Source organism: Streptomyces sp. WG5 (assembly GCF_049974565.1).
Classification (GTDB): Bacteria; Actinomycetota; Actinomycetes; order Streptomycetales; family Streptomycetaceae; genus Streptomyces.
This window is the reverse complement of sequence record NZ_JBNGGC010000019.1, coordinates 17,405-31,959: the sequence shown is the minus strand read 5'-3', so window position 1 is coordinate 31,959 and position 14,555 is coordinate 17,405. Positions and strand designations below refer to the sequence as shown.

Below are 14,555 nucleotides of genomic sequence, written 5' to 3'. Positions count from 1 at the left end.
CCGGCCGACCCCGGCGAGACGACGGCGCACGTCCGCCACACCGTCATCGCCACCCAGTACGACGACGTGGTCACTGCGGACACCTCGTGCGCCCTCGAGCGGACCGAGGGCCGCTACGTCGACATCGTCGTCCTGCGGGGCGTGCGGGACATCGCCCCGGACGACCGCACGCCGCAGGTGAGCATGGCCTACAACCCGACGGTGCTGAAGGAGGTCCCCAGGGCTGTCGCCTCCTGAGCGCGGCTGCCGTCCAGGAGGACGCGGGCGACCAGCGCCGGGTCGTCGTTCATCGGGACGTGACCGCAGCCGGGCAGTCGCACCAGCCGGGCCCGCGGAATGGTGCGCTTGGCGCGTATGCCCTGGCGGGGCAGGAGCAACCGGTCCCGGTTGCCCCACGCCACCGTGACGGGGACGCCGGGGACGTCGTCGGTGAACAGCACGCTCCGGCCGGCCCGGAGCGTCTCGTCGAACCCCTCGGCGTGCGCGAGCGCGAGCGTCTCGGCGACCACGGCCCCGGGGGAGCGGCGGCCGGGACGGGCGTAGATCGTACTCGTCAGGGCGGTGCGGCCGATCGCCGTGCGGGAGAGCCGCTCGACGAGGGGGAGGGGCAGATTCCGGGCGGTCCGGCGCATCCCCGTCAGCACGCCGAAGGCGTAGCGCCGCTCGGCCTGCGTCCAGAACCCGGCCGGGGACAGGGCCGTCACCGAACGCACCATGTTCCGGCGGCCGAGTTCCAGGGCCAGCAGGCCGCCCAGCGAGTTGCCGGCCACGTGCGGCCGGTCGAGTCCCAGGGCCGCGCAGAAGGCGTCGAGCAGGGCGGTCGTCGTCGGCAGATCGTGCGGCAGTCCGTGGGGCAGTGCGGCCGACTGTCCGAATCCGGGCAGGTCCACGGCTATCACCTCGCGTTCGGTCGCGAGGATGTCGACCACCGGGTCCCAGGCCTGCCGGTGATGGCCGATGCCGTGCAGCAGAAGCAGCGGCTCGCCGGTGCCCACGCGCGCGTAGGCGAGGGTGATGTCCCGTGGGCCGTGCTCGGTGGGGGACGTGAAGGAGAGCGTCGCGGACATGGGGCTCCTTGTCGGGAACGCGTGTTCGTGTGACGTGCGCCGCAGGGAACGCGTGTCTCGGGGAACGCGTGGCCGATGGCGGCGTTGCACAGACAGAGTGTCAGTAGGAGCTACCGACGGGTAGCCCCGGTCGCTGTCCTTCGCTGTCCTTCGCTGTTCTTCGCCGGCAGGGTGGCGGGTGCGGGCGGCTCCGCCTGGACACGGCCGGACGAGTCCGCTGGGATGGAGCGGTGACCGCCGAAACCGCGACCGACGTCTTCGAAGAGCACCGCCCCGTCCTCCTGGGAGTCGCCTACCGCATGCTGGGCCGGCTGGCCGACGCGGAGGACGTGGTCCAGGAGGCCTGGCTGCGCTGGTCCGGTGCCGACCGGTCCGGCGTCCGCGAACCGCGCGGCTACCTGGTGCGCGTCACCACCCGCCTCGCCATCGACCGGCTGCGCCAGATCACGTCGCGGGGCGAGACGTACGTCGGCCCGTGGCTGCCCGAGCCCTACGTCACCGACTTCGGGGGCACCGTGCCGGACTCCGCGGAGCGGGCCGTCCTCGCCGACTCCGTGTCCTTCGCCGTCCTCGTCGTCCTGGAGTCGCTGTCACCGCTGGAGCGGGCGGTGTTCGTCCTGAGGGAGGCGTTCGGATACCCGTACGCCGAGATCGCCGCCATGCTGGAGCGCGGGGAGGCCGCGGTGCGCCAGCTGGCCGGACGGGCCCGCAAGCACGTCGACGAGCGGCGGCCCCGCTACGACGTCGATCCCGCGCAGCGCCGGGACCTCACCGAACGCTTCCTCGCCGCCGCGGCCGACGGCGACCTCGAAGGGCTGATGGCGCTGCTCGCGCCGGACGTCCGCCTGGTGGGCGACAGCGGCGGCAAGTCCAGGGCGCCGCTGCGCGTCGTGGAGAGCTCGGACAAGGTGGGCCGCTTCCTGCTCGGCGCCGCGCAGAAGGGGATTCCGGACGTCTCCTTCCGCTCCCTGGAACTCAACGGCGGCCCGGCGCTGTTGGTCCTGTCCAGGGGTGCGCCCGACTCCGTCTTCCAGCTGGACGTGGCCGACGGCCGGATCCAGACGGTGTACATCGTCCGCAACCCCGACAAGCTGCGTTCCCTGGCCGCCCTCGCCTGACCGGACGCCTCCCCGCCGCGGCCCGGGCCCCCGTCCTGTGACGGGGGCCTCGTCGTCCTGCCGCCGGGTTGGTCTTGACCAAGGGTGTGGGCCGTTTTATCGTCGCAGAGAACTACAACAACCTTTAATAAACAAGGGCGCCAAAACGCCGCCGGACCACGGCGATTGCGGAGGACACGGTGGGGACCACGCAGTTGGAATCGGTGGCGGAACCGAAGTACTGGCATCTCAGGACCGTCCTCAGCGAAGCCCTGGACTCGGAGTTCTCGGTGGGTGAGATCCTGCCCAACGAGCGGGACCTCGCCGCCCGCTTCGGGGTCGCCCGCGCCACGCTCCGCCAGGCCCTGGAACAGCTCGAACTGGAAGGCAGGCTCCAGCGCCGACGTGGCGTCGGCACGACCGTCGCCCCGCCGCGCGTCGGCGTGGCCGTCGGCACCCGGCAGCACGTCTGGCCCGGGACCTCCGACGACGCCTGGCGTCCGGTCGACTGCACCCTGGCGGCTCCGTCGGCGGCCGTCGCCGACGAGCTGGACACCGGCCGGGACGAACCCGTGCACACCGTGCGCCGCTCCCGCATGACGCACGGCCAGCCCGTCGCGGCGGAGCTTCTGTACGTCCCACCGGCCTCGGTGCCCGACCTCACCTCCATCGACGCGCCCTCCGGAGCCGCACGCGCGCGTGTCGTGCTCCGCGAACTGCGGCGCGGAGAACTGGAGCGGCAGGAGAGCGCCGTGGAGCTGGGATCGGCCGGCGCGGAGGACGCGAAGGAACTGGACCGCCTCCCCGGAGCGCCCGTCCTCGTGGTCACCACCCGCTACCTCGCGAAGGGCCGCACCGCCGCGCTCTCCGTCGCCACGTACCGCGCGGACACCTGCCGGCTGACGTTCGGGGACCTGGGCGACGTGGAGATCCACCACGGCCCCCAGACCCGGGCCTCCTGACCGGCCCGGACCGGTTTCGGCAGGTCAGCGGCGGGCCGTCGCGCCCTCGACCGCGAACAGCTGCTCCTCCACATGGTCGAGGGCCAGCCGCAGCGCGCCCGTCGCCACGGCCGCTTCGCCGAGCAGGGACAAGGTCAGCTTCGGCGGGCGCAGGCAGTAGCGCGCCAGCTCCCGCCGCAACGGCTCCAGCACGTCGTCCAGCCCCGCCGCCCAGCCACCGATGACGACCAGCTCGGGATCGAGGGCCAGCACCATCGCCGCCACGTCGTGCACCAGCCGCTGGATGTAACGCTCGACGGCCGCACGGGCCCGCAGGTCGCCCTCACGGGCCTCGGCGAACACCTTGGCGACCGCCTGCTCGTCCAGCGGGTGCAGCGGCTGGTCGGTGGTGGACAGCAGCGTCTCCGGAGTCACGTCCCGGCCCAGCAGATGCAGCGCGCCGGTCTCGCCGGCCGCCCCGCCGTACCCCCGGTGCAGCCGCCCGCCGATCAGCGCCCCGGCCCCCGGACTCAGCCCGGCCAGCACGAACACGATGTCGTCGGACTCGGTGGCGGCGCCCTTCCAGTGCTCGGCGACCGCCGCCGCGTTCGCGTCGTTCTCGACCAGCACCGGGCACTTGAAGGAACGGCTCAGCCGCTCACCCAGGCGCAGCCCGGTCCACCCGGGCAGCGCGGTGCCCAGCCGCACCGTGCCGTCCGCCTCGACGATCCCCGGCGTGGCCGCTCCCACCGCGCGCAGCGACCCGCGGGCCACACCGGCCCGGCGCAGCAGCTCGGCGACCGCCGTGCGCAGCCGCTCCAGCCGCTCGTCGGCCGGGGCGCTCTCGTCGACGTCCTTGGCCTGGGCGCCGATCACCCGGCCGTCCAGCCCGGACAGGAGCGCGGCGACGCGGTGCGGCCCGATCTCCAGGCCGAGCAGGTGCCCGGCCTCCGCCCGGAACCGGAACCGCCGCGCGGGCCGCCCCTGCCGTCGGGCCGTGCCCTCGTCGGCGGCCGCCTCGACGACGAGACCCGTCTCGATGAGCCCCTCGACGACACCCTCGACGGTCGGCCGGGACAGCCCCGTCACCCGGGTGATCTCGGTCAGCGTCGCACAGTCCGTGGCACGCAACGCGTGCAGCACCACAGCGGAGTTGATCCTCCGCAGCAGCGACGGATCCCCGCCGGTCAGCCCGCCCAACGTCCGTCCTCCCAGCTCGTGCGCGTGTTGGCCGGATCGTACTCGGCCCGCTCCGCCCCGGCGAGAGCCGGTCCACCCCTTCCCCACCGGGCAAGCGCCTCACCCGGGTGCCACGAACCCCGACTCGTACGCCGTGATCACCGCCTGTGTGCGGTCCCGCGCCCCGAGCTTCGCCAGTACCGCGCTCACGTGCGACTTCACCGTCTCCGTACCGACGACCAACCGGGCGGCGATCTCCGCGTTCGACAAGCCGCGCGCCATCAGCCGCAGCACCTCGCCCTCCCGCTCGGTCAGCTGCGCCCGTTCCAACTCGGCGCGGGCCGCCCGGTTCCCGCCGCCGTCCCCGTACTCGGCGGCGAGCTGCCGGACCGAGGCGGGGAACAGCAGGGACTCGCCCTCGGCGATCAGCCGCACCGCGTGCACGATCTCGGCCGGCCGGGCCCGCTTCAGCAGGAACCCGTCGGCGCCCGCCCGCAGCGCCTCGTACACGTACTCGTCGTTCTCGAAGGTCGTCACCACGAGGATCTTCGGTGGGTCGGTCATCGTCCGCAGCAGCGCGCGCGTGGCCTCGATGCCGTCCAGCAGCGGCATCCGGACGTCCATGGCGACCACGTCCGGCCGCACCTGCCGCACCAGCGGAATGACCGCCGCCCCGTCGGCGGCCTCCCCGACCACCTCGATGTCGGGCTGCGCCTCCAGCACGGCCCGCAGACCTGCGCGTACGAGGGGTTCGTCGTCGACGAGGAGCACTCTGACCGGCATCCGCCCAGCGTAGATCAGCCCGGCGGCAGCTCGACGCGCACCTGCCAATCGCCGGCGTCGTCGGGTCCGGTGTGCGCCCGGCCGCCCAGCAGCGCGGCACGCTCGCGTATACCGCGCAGGCCGCTGCCGCGTCCGGGCACGACCCTCCCGTCCGGCAGCGGATTGCGCACCTCCAGGGTGAGCGCACCGTCTCTCACCTCGACGCGGACCCGCGCCGGCACGGCCCCCGCGTGCCGCAGCACATTGGTCAGCGACTCCTGGAGGATGCGGTACCCCTCCCGGGAGACGGGGCCCGGCAGGGCCTCCACGGGGCCCGTGACCTCGGCGTCGACCTTCGCTCCGGAGGCGCGGGCGGACTCCAGGAGACGGTCGGCGTCGGCGAGCGTCGGCCGGCCGCTCGCGGACCCCTTCGTCTCCCGCAGGACACCGAGCACCCGCTCCAGGTCCTCCAGGGCCGCCCTGCCGGTCTCCTCGATCGCGGTCAGGGCCCGGTCGGTGAACTCGGGGCTGTTCGCCGCGCGCGCGGCCCCCGCCTGCACGACGGCGACGGTCAGCGCGTGACCGATGGAGTCGTGCAGCTCGCGGGCGATGCGGTTGCGCTCCAGGAGCTGCTCGGTGCGTTCCTCGAGGGCGCTGAGCCGTTCGGCGGCGGACGGTCCGAGGAGCGCGCGGGCCGCCGCCGTCACCAGGACGCCGAGGCCGACCACGGCGCCGTACAGCGCGAGCAGGGGGAGCACCGCGAGGACCGCCCACACCCAGTGCGGGTCGGCGTCCCGCAGCACCGGTATGTCGTCGACGCGGTACCCCAGGGAGTGCCGGACCATCTCGACGGCGATGAGCGGCAGCCACACACAGACCATCGAGGTCAGCGCGCCCAGCAGCATGCGCAGCTCCAGCCACGCCACCGTGCGCAGCCGGTCGCGCCGGCTCGCCGAAGGGGTGACCGAGAACGCCGAGTCCTCGTGGCCCGGGGTGAGGAGCAGGCGCGCCTGCACTCCCTCGCCGGTCCGCACCGCCGGGACGAGGCCGACCGGGACCAGCAGGAGCAGGGGCCCCCAGGGCATGTGCGGCAGGACGAACATCCACACACTGAAGGCCGCCATCGGCACCCACAGGTGCAGCAGGCGTGTGTACGTCGTCCCGCGGACCAGCGGGCGCAGCAGGCGGACCATCCCGTCATCGTGCCACCCGGCACCGACAGCCCGGCTCCCCCGCACGGGGGAGACGCTCTCCACCGGCGGGGGAGGCCACGACCCGGTACGAACCGGCACGCTGCTGTCATGACCAGCATCGACGTCCAGAACCTCACCAAGGAGTACGGCACCCGACGAGCCGTCGACGACCTCACCTTCACCGTGCGCCCCGGCCGCGTCACCGGCTTCCTCGGGCCCAACGGCGCCGGTAAGTCCACCACCATGCGGCTCGTCCTGGGCCTGGACCGGCCCACCCGCGGGACCGCGACCGTCGGTGGACGCCCCTACGCCACCCTGCACGAGCCGTTGCGGCACGTCGGCGCCCTGCTCGACGCGCAGGCCGCGCACGGCTCGCGCACCGCCCGGGACCACCTGCGCGTCCTGGCGGCGAGCAACCGCGTCCCGTCGCGCAGGGTCGACGAGGTGATGGAGGAGACGGGCATCGCGTCGGTGGCACGCCGCCGGGTGCGGACGTACTCGCTGGGCATGCGCCAGCGGCTGGGCATCGCCGCCGCCCTGCTGGGTGATCCCGAGGTGGTCATGCTGGACGAGCCCTCCAACGGGCTGGACCCCGAGGGCATCATCTGGATCCGCGGACTGCTGCGCGGGCTCGCGGCCGAGGGCCGCACGGTCCTGGTCTCCAGCCACCTGATGAACGAGACCGCGTCCTTCGCCGACCACCTGGTCGTCCTCGGCCGGGGCCGCCTGCTCGCCGACACCCCGATGCGGGAGTTCATCGACGCGCGCGTGCAGCCGCGTGTCCGCATCCGTACGTCGGACGCCACCGCCCTGAAGGCCGCCCTGGCCCGGCACGGCCACGACGCCGTGGAGCAGGAGGACGGGTACTGGACCGTGCATGGCGCGCGCGTGGACGACATCGGCCGCGCCGTGTCCGGCGCGGGAGTCCCGATCCTCGAACTGTCGTCGGACGAGGGCACGTTGGAACAGGCGTACCTCGATCTGACAGGCACCGAGACCGAGTTCACCGCACAGCCCCAGGAGGCCTGACCATGTCCTTCACGCCCGTACTCCGTTCGGAGGCGCTCAAGGTCCGCACCCTGCGCTCGCTGTGCGGCACCCTGCTGGCGGTGTTCGCGGTCACCACCGCCTTCTCCGCGCTGGCCGGAATCTCCGACACCTCCCAGCCCGAGTTCGATCCGCTGTTCATGGCGCTCTCCGGTGTCATGCCCGGTCAGATCGCGGTTATCGCCTTCGGCGCCATGGCGGTCTCGTCCGAGTACCACGGCAACGGGATCCGGCTCTCCCTGGCCGCCGTTCCGCGGCGCGGACGGTGGTTCGCGGCGAAGCTCGTGGTCGTCGCCGTACCCGCGCTCGTCGTGGGGCTGCTCACCGCGTTCGCCGCCCTCGTCGCGGCCCGGGCGGGCCTCGGCCCGGCAGCGGACGGGCTCACCACCGGTGAGCAGGTGCGCGGCGTCGTGGGCTGCGGGATCTACCTCATGCTGATGGCGCTGCTCGCGGCCGGCCTCACCGCGCTGTTCCGCAGCGGCGTGGCCACCCTGTCCGTCCTGATCCCGTTCATCCTCATCGTCTCCTTCGTGATCGGGGACGCGGTGGGCGGCGTCACCGACTTCCTGCCGGACAAGGCGGGGCAGGTCGTCCTCCACCAGACGCACGAGGGAACCCTGGGGCCCTGGGCCGGACTCGCGGTGACCGCGCTGTGGGTGGTGGCCGCCCTCCTCGCGGGCGCCTGGCGGCTGCGCGGCCGGGACGCCTGACGGCCGCCCGCGGCTGACGCCCCGCCAATTGTCAGTGCCGGGCGGTTTACTGGAGCGCATGGACATCGCGCGGCACATCGCCCTCATCGACGAGCTGTGCTTCCGGCCCTTCCCGGCGGAGCACGGCCCGTCGGACGGGGGCGCACGGGGACCCGGCCGCTTCGTGGCGGTGCTGGAGAGCAGCCACGGCCTGCGCGCCGGCGACCAGGGGGAGCGGGCGGCGACGGTGGAGCAGTACGAGAAGTACCGCGACGCCCTCTGCGAGCGCCTCGCCGGGCGCTGGGGGGAGACGGACCCCTGGAACCTCCGGACGGTCCTGCTGCGCACCGAACACGAGGAGATACCCGAGCCGTGGGCGGGCCTGAGCGTCCGCGCGAGCGTGGCGTACCTCTGGGAGGCGGAGGGTACCGGCCGATGGGCCGCGGTGGCCGTCGCGGACCGGGACGAGACGGACGAGGTGCGGCTGCTGGCCGTCGTCACGGAACAGGCACCACCATGACGGCTTCCCCGCGCCTACGCCTCCGTCTGCGCCTCCGCCGCGACCCGTAGCCGCGCGAACTCCTCCGCCATCGTCTGCGCCGTCCAATGCGCGTTGAGACCACTGGGATTGGGCAGCACCCACACGCGCGTGTCCCCGATCGTGCGCGCCTGCGGGCCCACCTGGGCCTTCCGGTCGTCGAACGCCGCCCGGTAGGCGGTGACACCGACCACGGCCAGCCACCGGGGCCGCAGCCGCGCCACCTTCAGCGTCAGCAGCCGACCGCCCTCCCGGTACTCCTCGGCACTCAACTCGTCCGCCCGCGCGCTGGCCCGCGCGACGACGTTGGTGATGCCGAGCCCGTACGACGGCAGTTCGCCCTGCTCCGACGGCTTCAGCAGCCGCGGTGTGAACCCGGACAGGTGCAGCACCGGCCAGAACCGGTTGCCGGGACGGGCGAAGTGGTGGCCCGTCACCGCCGTCATCAGCCCGGGGTTGATGCCGCAGAACAGCACGCGGAGACCGTCCGCGACGACGTCCGGTACGAGACGGTCGCGGGCGGCCTCCAGCTCCGCCTGGGTGAAGCGCGTCAGAGGATCGCTCCGGGGGTGTAGCCCGCGGCGGCCGGGTGCTGCTTGACGATCTCCTCGATCCGGGCGACGACGACACCGACCTGGTCGGCGGCAGCGCCCGTGAAGGACAGCTTGTCGGCCATGAGCGCGTCCAGCCCGGCGCGGTCCAGCGGGATGCGCTCGTCGGCGGCCAGCTTGTCGAGCAGCTCGTTGCGCTCGGCGCCCTGCTCGCGCATCGCCAGCGCGGAGGCGACGGCGTTCTCCTTGATCGCCTCGTGCGCGACCTCGCGGCCCACACCGGCCCGCACCGCGCCCATCAGGACCTTGGTGGTGGCCAGGAACGGCAGGTAGCGGTCCAGTTCCCGGGCCACGACGGCGGGGAACGCGCCGAACTCGTCGAGCACGGTCAGGAACGTCTCCAGCAGCCCGTCGAGGGCGAAGAAGGCGTCGGGGAGAGCCACCCGGCGCACCACCGAGCAGGACACGTCGCCCTCGTTCCACTGGTCGCCCGCCAGCTCGCCGGTCATCGAGGCGTAGCCGCGCAGGATCACCATCAGGCCGTTGACGCGCTCGCAGGAGCGGGTGTTCATCTTGTGCGGCATGGCGGAGGAGCCGACCTGGCCGGGCTTGAAGCCCTCGGTGACCAGCTCGTGGCCGGCCATCAGCCGGATGGTCTTCGCCAGCGACGACGGTGCCGCCGCCAGCTGCACCAGCGCGGTGACGACCTCGTAGTCCAGCGAGCGCGGGTAGACCTGGCCGACCGAGGTGAACGCCTGCGAGAAGCCCAGGTGCCCGGCGATCCGCTGCTCCAGCTCCGCCAGCTTGCCCGCGTCCCCGCCGAGCAGGTCCAGCATGTCCTGGGCGGTGCCGACCGGGCCCTTGATGCCGCGCAGCGGGTAGCGGCCCAGCAGTTCCTCCACCCGGCCGTACGCGACGAGCAGCTCGTCGGCGGCGGTGGCGAACCGCTTGCCGAGCGTCGTGGCCTGCGCGGCGACGTTGTGGGAGCGGCCGGCCATGACCAGCTCGCCGTACTCGCCGGCCAGCTTGCCGAGCCGGGCCAGCACGGCCACCGAGCGGTCGCGGATCAGCTCCAGGGAGAGCCGGACCTGCAGCTGCTCGACGTTCTCCGTCAGGTCGCGCGAGGTCATGCCCTTGTGCACGTGCTCGTGCCCGGCGAGGTCGTTGAACTCCTCGATCCGCGCCTTCACGTCGTGCCGCGTGACCTTCTCGCGCTCGGCGATCGAGGCCAGGTCGACCTGGTCGAGGACGCGCTCGTAGTCGGCGATCGCGGCGTCGGGCACCTCGATGCCGAGGTCCTTCTGGGCCCGCAGCACGGCGAGCCAGAGCTGCCGCTCGAGCTTCACCTTCTGCTCGGGCGACCAGAGCGTGGCGAGCTCGGCGGAGGCGTAGCGTCCGGCGAGGACGTTCGGGATGCGGGGCTTGGCGGGAGCGGAAGTCACGTAAACGGATTCTACTGGCGATTCCTGCAGGCCAGCTCCCCGGGGCCCTTCGTCGGAACCTACGAAGGGCGCGTGGGCGCGGGGGTCACGGAGTGAGGTCCCCGTACGGCAGCAGCTCCGGGCGCTTGGGCGGCAGGCCGTCCCCGGACGACCGGCCCGTCAGCCTGCGGCCGATCCAGGGCAGCAGGTACTGCCGGGCGAAACGGACGTCCTCGGTCCGGCGGATGACCCAGCCCGGCGGCGGCGTCGCCGGGATCGGCGCGTGCCACTCGGGATCCTCGGGCTCGTAACCGAGCGTCTGCCACACGGCCTCCGCGACCCGGCGGTGCCCCTCGGCGGTCAGATGCAGCCGGTCCACGTCCCACAGGCGGGGGTCGGCCAGCGACGGGGCCCCGTACAGGTCGACGACCACGGCGCCGTGCTGCTCGGACAGGTCGTCGATGATGGCGAACAACGCTTCCATGCGGGGCCGGAACCGCTCCAGCACCGGACCCTGGCGTCCCGGACTGCGCATCAGCACCAGCTGCTCGCAGTGCGGGGCGAGCCGCTCCACTGCCTGCGTCAGCAGATCCCGTACCCGGGCCATGTCGCACTTGGGCCGCAGCGTGTCGTTGAGCCCGCCGACCAGCGTGATCACGTCGGCTCCCATGGCCGCCGCCACGTCGATCTGCTCGTCGACGATCTGCCCGATCAGCTTTCCGCGCACCGCGAGGTTCGCGTACCGGAAACCGGGGGAGCGGGCGGCCATCCGCGCGGCGAGGAGGTCGGCCCAGCCCCGGTAGGAGCCGTCGGGCAGCAGGTCCGACATGCCCTCGGTGAAGGAGTCGCCGACGGCGACGAGACTGGTGTGGGTGGGATTCGTCTGCATGGCGACAGAAATGGTAGCCCCTACACATACCCGCCGGTCGGTCGCCCTTCGGGTCCACACCGCCCTTCGGGCTCACACCGCCCTGCCGGTCCGCACCCTCTCCGAGTCCGCCGGCACCCCTCCTCGCCCCCGGCTCGGCACCGTCCCCGCACCCCCGGGCTCGGCGCCCCTCCCCGCCCCCGTCCCGGCACCGCCCGCCGTCCCCGCAGGCTCACGTTCGCCGGCCGAACAGTTCCCGGAGTACGTCCTCCATGGTCACCAGCCCCGCCAGCCGCCCGTCGGACCCGAGCACGGCCGCCACATGCGTGCGGCTGCGCCGCATCGCGGTGAGCACGTCGTCCAGCGGGGTGCGCTCCCGCACCCGGGCGATGGGCCGCATGTCCCGCAGCCGGAAGGGCAGGTCCCGCGGTGAGGCGTCCAGGGCGTCCTTCACGTGCAGGTAGCCGACGATCCGCCGCCCGTCGTCCACCACCGGGAAACGGGAGAACCCGGACTCCACCGACAGCCGCTCCAGCTGCTCCGCAGTGATGCCCACGCGCGCGTGGACGACGCGTTCCAGTGGCAGCACCACGTCCCGCACCGGCCGCCGGCCCAGCTCCAGCGCGTCGTGGAGGCGCTCCTGCGCCCGGTCGTCGATGAGCCCGGCCTCACTGGCGTCCTTCACGATCTCGGCCAGCTCCGCATCCGTGAAGGTCGCGGAGACCTCGTCCTTCGTCTCGACCCTGAGCAGTTTGAGCACCGCGTTCGCGGAGGCGTTGATCGTGAAGATCACCGGGCGCAGTGCCCGGGACAGCGCCACCAACGGCGGCCCGAGCACCAGCGCACTGCGCACCGGCTCGGCCAGCGCGATGTTCTTCGGCACCATCTCGCCGAGCAGCATGTGCAGGTACGTCGCCAGCGCCAGGGCGATCACGAAGGACACCGCGTGCCCCGCGCCGGACGGCACGCCCACCGCGTGGAACACCGGCTCCAGCAGGTGCGCGATCGCCGGTTCCGCGACCACGCCGAGGACCAGCGTGCACAGCGTGATGCCCAGCTGCGCCGCCGCCATCAGCGCCGACACGTGTTCCAGACCCCACAGCACGCTCTTCGCGCGCCGGTCGCCCTCCTCGGCGTACGACTCCACCTGGCTGCGGCGCACGGAGATCAGCGCGAACTCGGCACCCACGAAGAACGCGTTGACGACGAGCGTCGCCAGACCGATCAGCAGCTGTACGGCGGTCACCGGCCGGGCTCCTCTTCGTTCGCGTCGTCGAGCGGCGCGTGCAGCAGCACCCGGGCCGCCCTGCGGCCCGTGGCGTCCACGACGTCCAGCCGCCAGCCGGCGACCTCCAGGGTGTCGCCGACGGTGGGGATGTGCCCCAGCCCGGCCGCGACCAGCCCGGCGACCGTCTCGTACGGCCCCTCGGGCACCTTCAGTCCCAGGCGCGTCAGCCGGTCCACGCGGGCCGCGCCGTCGGCCCGGTACAGCGCGCGGCCCTGTTCGTCGGTGCCCGCCGGATCCAGCTCGGGCGTCTCGTGCGGGTCGTGCTCGTCCCGCACCTCGCCGACGACCTCCTCGACGATGTCCTCCAGCGTGGCCACACCGGCCGTCCCGCCGTACTCGTCGATCACGACGGCCATCGTGCGTCGCCCGGAGAGCCGGTCCAGGAGCCGGTCGACGGTCAGTGACTCCGGGACGAGCAGCGGCTCGCGCATCAGCTCGGCGACCGCGATCCGGCCCCGCCGCTCGGCCGGCACCGCGAGGACGTCCTTGACGTGCGCCGTTCCGACCACGGCGTCGAGGGTGTCCTGGTAGACGGGGAACCGGGACAGCCCGGTCGCCCGCGTCGCGTTCGCCACGTCCTCGCACGTCGCCCGGGCGTCGAGGGCGACGACCTGCACGCGCGGGGTCATCACGTTCTGCGCCGTCAGGTCGGCGAGGTTCAGGGTCCGCACGAACAGCTCGGCGGTGTCGGCCTCCAGTGCGCCCTCCTTGGCCGAGTGCCGGGCGAGCGCCGCCAGCTCCTGCGGCCCGCGCGCGGACGCGAGTTCCTCGGCGGGCTCCACACCGAAGCGGCGCACGACGCGGTTGGCCGTGTTGTTCAGATGGGCGATGAAGGGGCGGAAGGCCGCGCTGAACCAGCGCTGCGGGCCGCCCACGCGTCTGGCCACGGCCAGCGGCGAGGAGATCGCCCAGTTCTTCGGCACCAGCTCGCCGACGATCATCAGGAAGACCGTCGACAGCGCCGTGCCCAGCACCAGCGCCAGCGAGGAGGAGGCGGAGCGCGAGATCCCGGCGCTCTCCAGCGGGCCCGCGATCAGCGCCGCGACCGACGGCTCGGCGAGCATGCCGACCACCAGATTGGTGACCGTGATGCCGAGCTGCGCGCCGGACAGCTGGAAGGTCAGGTTCCGTACGGCCTTCAGGGCGCTCGCCGCACCCCGCTCGCCCCGCGCCGCCGCCCGTTCCAGCTCACCGCGCTCGACGGTGGTCAGCGAGAACTCGGCCGCGACGAAGGCGCCGCACGCGAGCGCGAGCAGGATCGCCACCAGCAGCAGGAGCACTTCGGTCATCGGGTCACCTCGGGTCCATGATCGGCCAGGACACGGAGGTTCGCGCGATGTCGTGCGCCGGGGGGACGCGCCGGGGGACGCGCCGCGGCAGGCGCCGGGAGAATCGCCGACGGGGACTGGATTCGCTCATGCGCCGGTGGTCACAGCCTTTCAGTCGGGGAGGGGCTTCACCCAGCGTCGCCACTGCTCCTGGGGCGCGTACCCGGCCGCCCGCCAGGCATGCTGGGCCCGCTCGTTGCGCCGCAGCACCATGGCGTCCCCGCGGCGCCCGCCGAGCCGGACGAACCGCTCCTCCGCGGCCGTGAGCAGGGCCGAGCCGATGCCCTGGCGCCGGTGGTCCGGGTGTACCGCCAGCCGGTACAGATGGCACCGCCAGCCGTCGAAGCCCGCGATCACCGTGCCCACCAGGTCGCCGCCGCGCTCGGCCAGGATCAGCGCGTCGGGATCGCGGGTCACCAGCCGCTCCACGCCCTCCCGGTCGTCGCTGATGCTCGTCCCCTCGGCGGCCACCTTCCAGAAGGCGAGCACGGCGTCCAGATCCCCGGGCCGCCCGGCGGCCCGTATACGCAGTTCGGTCATGTGGTGATCCCATCACGCACGCCGGACCGGCACGAGGCATTCCGGC

At 73.3% G+C, this 14,555-nt stretch carries 16 protein-coding genes; 6 read left to right on the top strand and 10 right to left on the bottom strand.

Annotated features, from left to right (window positions below):
- The first annotated feature begins 66 nt into the window (after window positions 1–66).
- Window positions 67–237, top strand: a complete 171-nt coding sequence (locus tag ACP4IX_RS21255) for a hypothetical protein (RefSeq protein WP_426556364.1) — start codon at window positions 67–69, stop codon at window positions 235–237.
- Here ACP4IX_RS21255 and ACP4IX_RS21250 read toward each other — a convergent pair.
- Complete coding sequence (locus ACP4IX_RS21250) at window positions 189–1,067, bottom strand: alpha/beta fold hydrolase (protein ID WP_426556363.1); 879 nt, start codon at window positions 1,065–1,067, stop codon at window positions 189–191. The genes ACP4IX_RS21255 and ACP4IX_RS21250 overlap by 49 nt on opposite strands.
- 230 nt (window positions 1,068–1,297) lie before the next feature.
- Here ACP4IX_RS21250 and ACP4IX_RS21245 point away from each other — a divergent pair, with 230 nt between their 5' ends.
- Both ACP4IX_RS21245 and ACP4IX_RS21240 read left to right on the top strand, forming a co-directional pair.
- Window positions 1,298–2,185: an RNA polymerase sigma-70 factor gene (locus ACP4IX_RS21245; protein ID WP_426522214.1), complete on the top strand. Its 888-nt coding sequence runs from the start codon at window positions 1,298–1,300 to the stop codon at window positions 2,183–2,185.
- Between the two features lie 179 nt (window positions 2,186–2,364).
- Window positions 2,365–3,126: a GntR family transcriptional regulator gene (locus ACP4IX_RS21240; RefSeq protein WP_426522215.1), complete on the top strand. Its 762-nt coding sequence runs from the start codon at window positions 2,365–2,367 to the stop codon at window positions 3,124–3,126.
- 24 nt (window positions 3,127–3,150) lie between these two features.
- On the opposite strand, the gene ACP4IX_RS21235 is transcribed toward ACP4IX_RS21240, so the two are convergent.
- The 3 genes from ACP4IX_RS21235 to ACP4IX_RS21225 all read right to left on the bottom strand — a co-directional run bounded on the left by ACP4IX_RS21235 (window position 3,151) and on the right by ACP4IX_RS21225 (window position 6,239).
- A complete protein-coding gene (locus tag ACP4IX_RS21235) occupies window positions 3,151–4,305 on the bottom strand; it encodes an ROK family transcriptional regulator (protein WP_426522216.1) in 1,155 nt (384 codons plus the stop codon).
- 99 nt (window positions 4,306–4,404) lie between these two features.
- Window positions 4,405–5,067 (bottom strand): response regulator transcription factor, encoded by a 663-nt coding sequence (locus ACP4IX_RS21230; protein WP_426522217.1) that lies wholly within the window; start codon window positions 5,065–5,067, stop codon window positions 4,405–4,407.
- 14 nt (window positions 5,068–5,081) lie between these two features.
- Window positions 5,082–6,239, bottom strand: coding sequence for a sensor histidine kinase (locus ACP4IX_RS21225; RefSeq protein ID WP_426522218.1), 1,158 nt, complete (start codon window positions 6,237–6,239; stop codon window positions 5,082–5,084).
- A 108-nt stretch (window positions 6,240–6,347) separates the two neighbouring features.
- Here ACP4IX_RS21225 and ACP4IX_RS21220 point away from each other — a divergent pair, with 108 nt between their 5' ends.
- Genes ACP4IX_RS21220 through ACP4IX_RS21210 form a run of 3 tightly spaced genes read left to right on the top strand, consistent with a single transcriptional unit; the run spans window position 6,348 to window position 8,495 of the window.
- A complete protein-coding gene (locus ACP4IX_RS21220) occupies window positions 6,348–7,268 on the top strand; it encodes an ATP-binding cassette domain-containing protein (RefSeq protein WP_426522219.1) in 921 nt (306 codons plus the stop codon).
- 2 nt (window positions 7,269–7,270) lie between these two features.
- The gene (locus tag ACP4IX_RS21215; protein WP_426522220.1) at window positions 7,271–7,996 is read left to right on the top strand and encodes an ABC transporter permease; all 726 of its coding nucleotides are present in this window, start codon (window positions 7,271–7,273) and stop codon (window positions 7,994–7,996) included.
- A 58-nt stretch (window positions 7,997–8,054) separates the two neighbouring features.
- The gene (locus ACP4IX_RS21210; RefSeq protein ID WP_426522221.1) at window positions 8,055–8,495 is read left to right on the top strand and encodes a hypothetical protein; all 441 of its coding nucleotides are present in this window, start codon (window positions 8,055–8,057) and stop codon (window positions 8,493–8,495) included.
- 14 nt (window positions 8,496–8,509) lie between these two features.
- Here the strand turns inward: ACP4IX_RS21210 and mug are convergent, their stop codons facing one another.
- The 6 genes from mug to ACP4IX_RS21180 form a co-directional block, all read right to left on the bottom strand.
- Window positions 8,510–9,067, bottom strand: a complete 558-nt coding sequence (gene mug, locus ACP4IX_RS21205) for a G/U mismatch-specific DNA glycosylase (protein WP_426522226.1) — start codon at window positions 9,065–9,067, stop codon at window positions 8,510–8,512.
- Window positions 9,064–10,506, bottom strand: coding sequence for an adenylosuccinate lyase (gene purB, locus ACP4IX_RS21200; protein WP_426522222.1), 1,443 nt, complete (start codon window positions 10,504–10,506; stop codon window positions 9,064–9,066). Before purB ends, mug begins: the two co-directional genes overlap by 4 nt.
- A gap of 85 nt (window positions 10,507–10,591) precedes the next feature.
- Window positions 10,592–11,374: an SGNH/GDSL hydrolase family protein gene (locus tag ACP4IX_RS21195; protein ID WP_426524615.1), complete on the bottom strand. Its 783-nt coding sequence runs from the start codon at window positions 11,372–11,374 to the stop codon at window positions 10,592–10,594.
- Window positions 11,375–11,585: 211 nt separating this feature from the next.
- Complete coding sequence (locus ACP4IX_RS21190) at window positions 11,586–12,599, bottom strand: hemolysin family protein (protein ID WP_426524617.1); 1,014 nt, start codon at window positions 12,597–12,599, stop codon at window positions 11,586–11,588.
- On the bottom strand, window positions 12,596–13,930 hold the full coding sequence (locus tag ACP4IX_RS21185) for a hemolysin family protein (RefSeq protein ID WP_426524619.1): 1,335 nt from the start codon (window positions 13,928–13,930) through the stop codon (window positions 12,596–12,598). Before ACP4IX_RS21185 ends, ACP4IX_RS21190 begins: the two co-directional genes overlap by 4 nt.
- A 150-nt stretch (window positions 13,931–14,080) precedes the next feature.
- Window positions 14,081–14,509 carry a GNAT family N-acetyltransferase gene (locus ACP4IX_RS21180; RefSeq protein ID WP_426524621.1) on the bottom strand — a complete coding sequence of 143 codons (429 nt, stop codon included), beginning with the start codon at window positions 14,507–14,509 and terminating at the stop codon, window positions 14,081–14,083.
- Window positions 14,510–14,555: the final 46 nt, after the last annotated feature.

Coding starts and splice junctions, on each gene's coding strand:
- ACP4IX_RS21250 (WP_426556363.1), bottom strand. CDS start 1,067: ATGTCCGCGACGCTCTCCTTCACGTCCCCCACCGAGCACGGCCCACGG.
- ACP4IX_RS21230 (WP_426522217.1), bottom strand. CDS start 5,067: ATGCCGGTCAGAGTGCTCCTCGTCGACGACGAACCCCTCGTACGCGCA.
- ACP4IX_RS21225 (WP_426522218.1), bottom strand. CDS start 6,239: ATGGTCCGCCTGCTGCGCCCGCTGGTCCGCGGGACGACGTACACACGC.
- ACP4IX_RS21220 (WP_426522219.1), top strand. CDS start 6,348: ATGACCAGCATCGACGTCCAGAACCTCACCAAGGAGTACGGCACCCGA.
- ACP4IX_RS21215 (WP_426522220.1), top strand. CDS start 7,271: ATGTCCTTCACGCCCGTACTCCGTTCGGAGGCGCTCAAGGTCCGCACC.
- ACP4IX_RS21210 (WP_426522221.1), top strand. CDS start 8,055: ATGGACATCGCGCGGCACATCGCCCTCATCGACGAGCTGTGCTTCCGG.
- ACP4IX_RS21195 (WP_426524615.1), bottom strand. CDS start 11,374: ATGCAGACGAATCCCACCCACACCAGTCTCGTCGCCGTCGGCGACTCC.
- ACP4IX_RS21185 (WP_426524619.1), bottom strand. CDS start 13,930: ATGACCGAAGTGCTCCTGCTGCTGGTGGCGATCCTGCTCGCGCTCGCG.
- ACP4IX_RS21180 (WP_426524621.1), bottom strand. CDS start 14,509: ATGACCGAACTGCGTATACGGGCCGCCGGGCGGCCCGGGGATCTGGAC.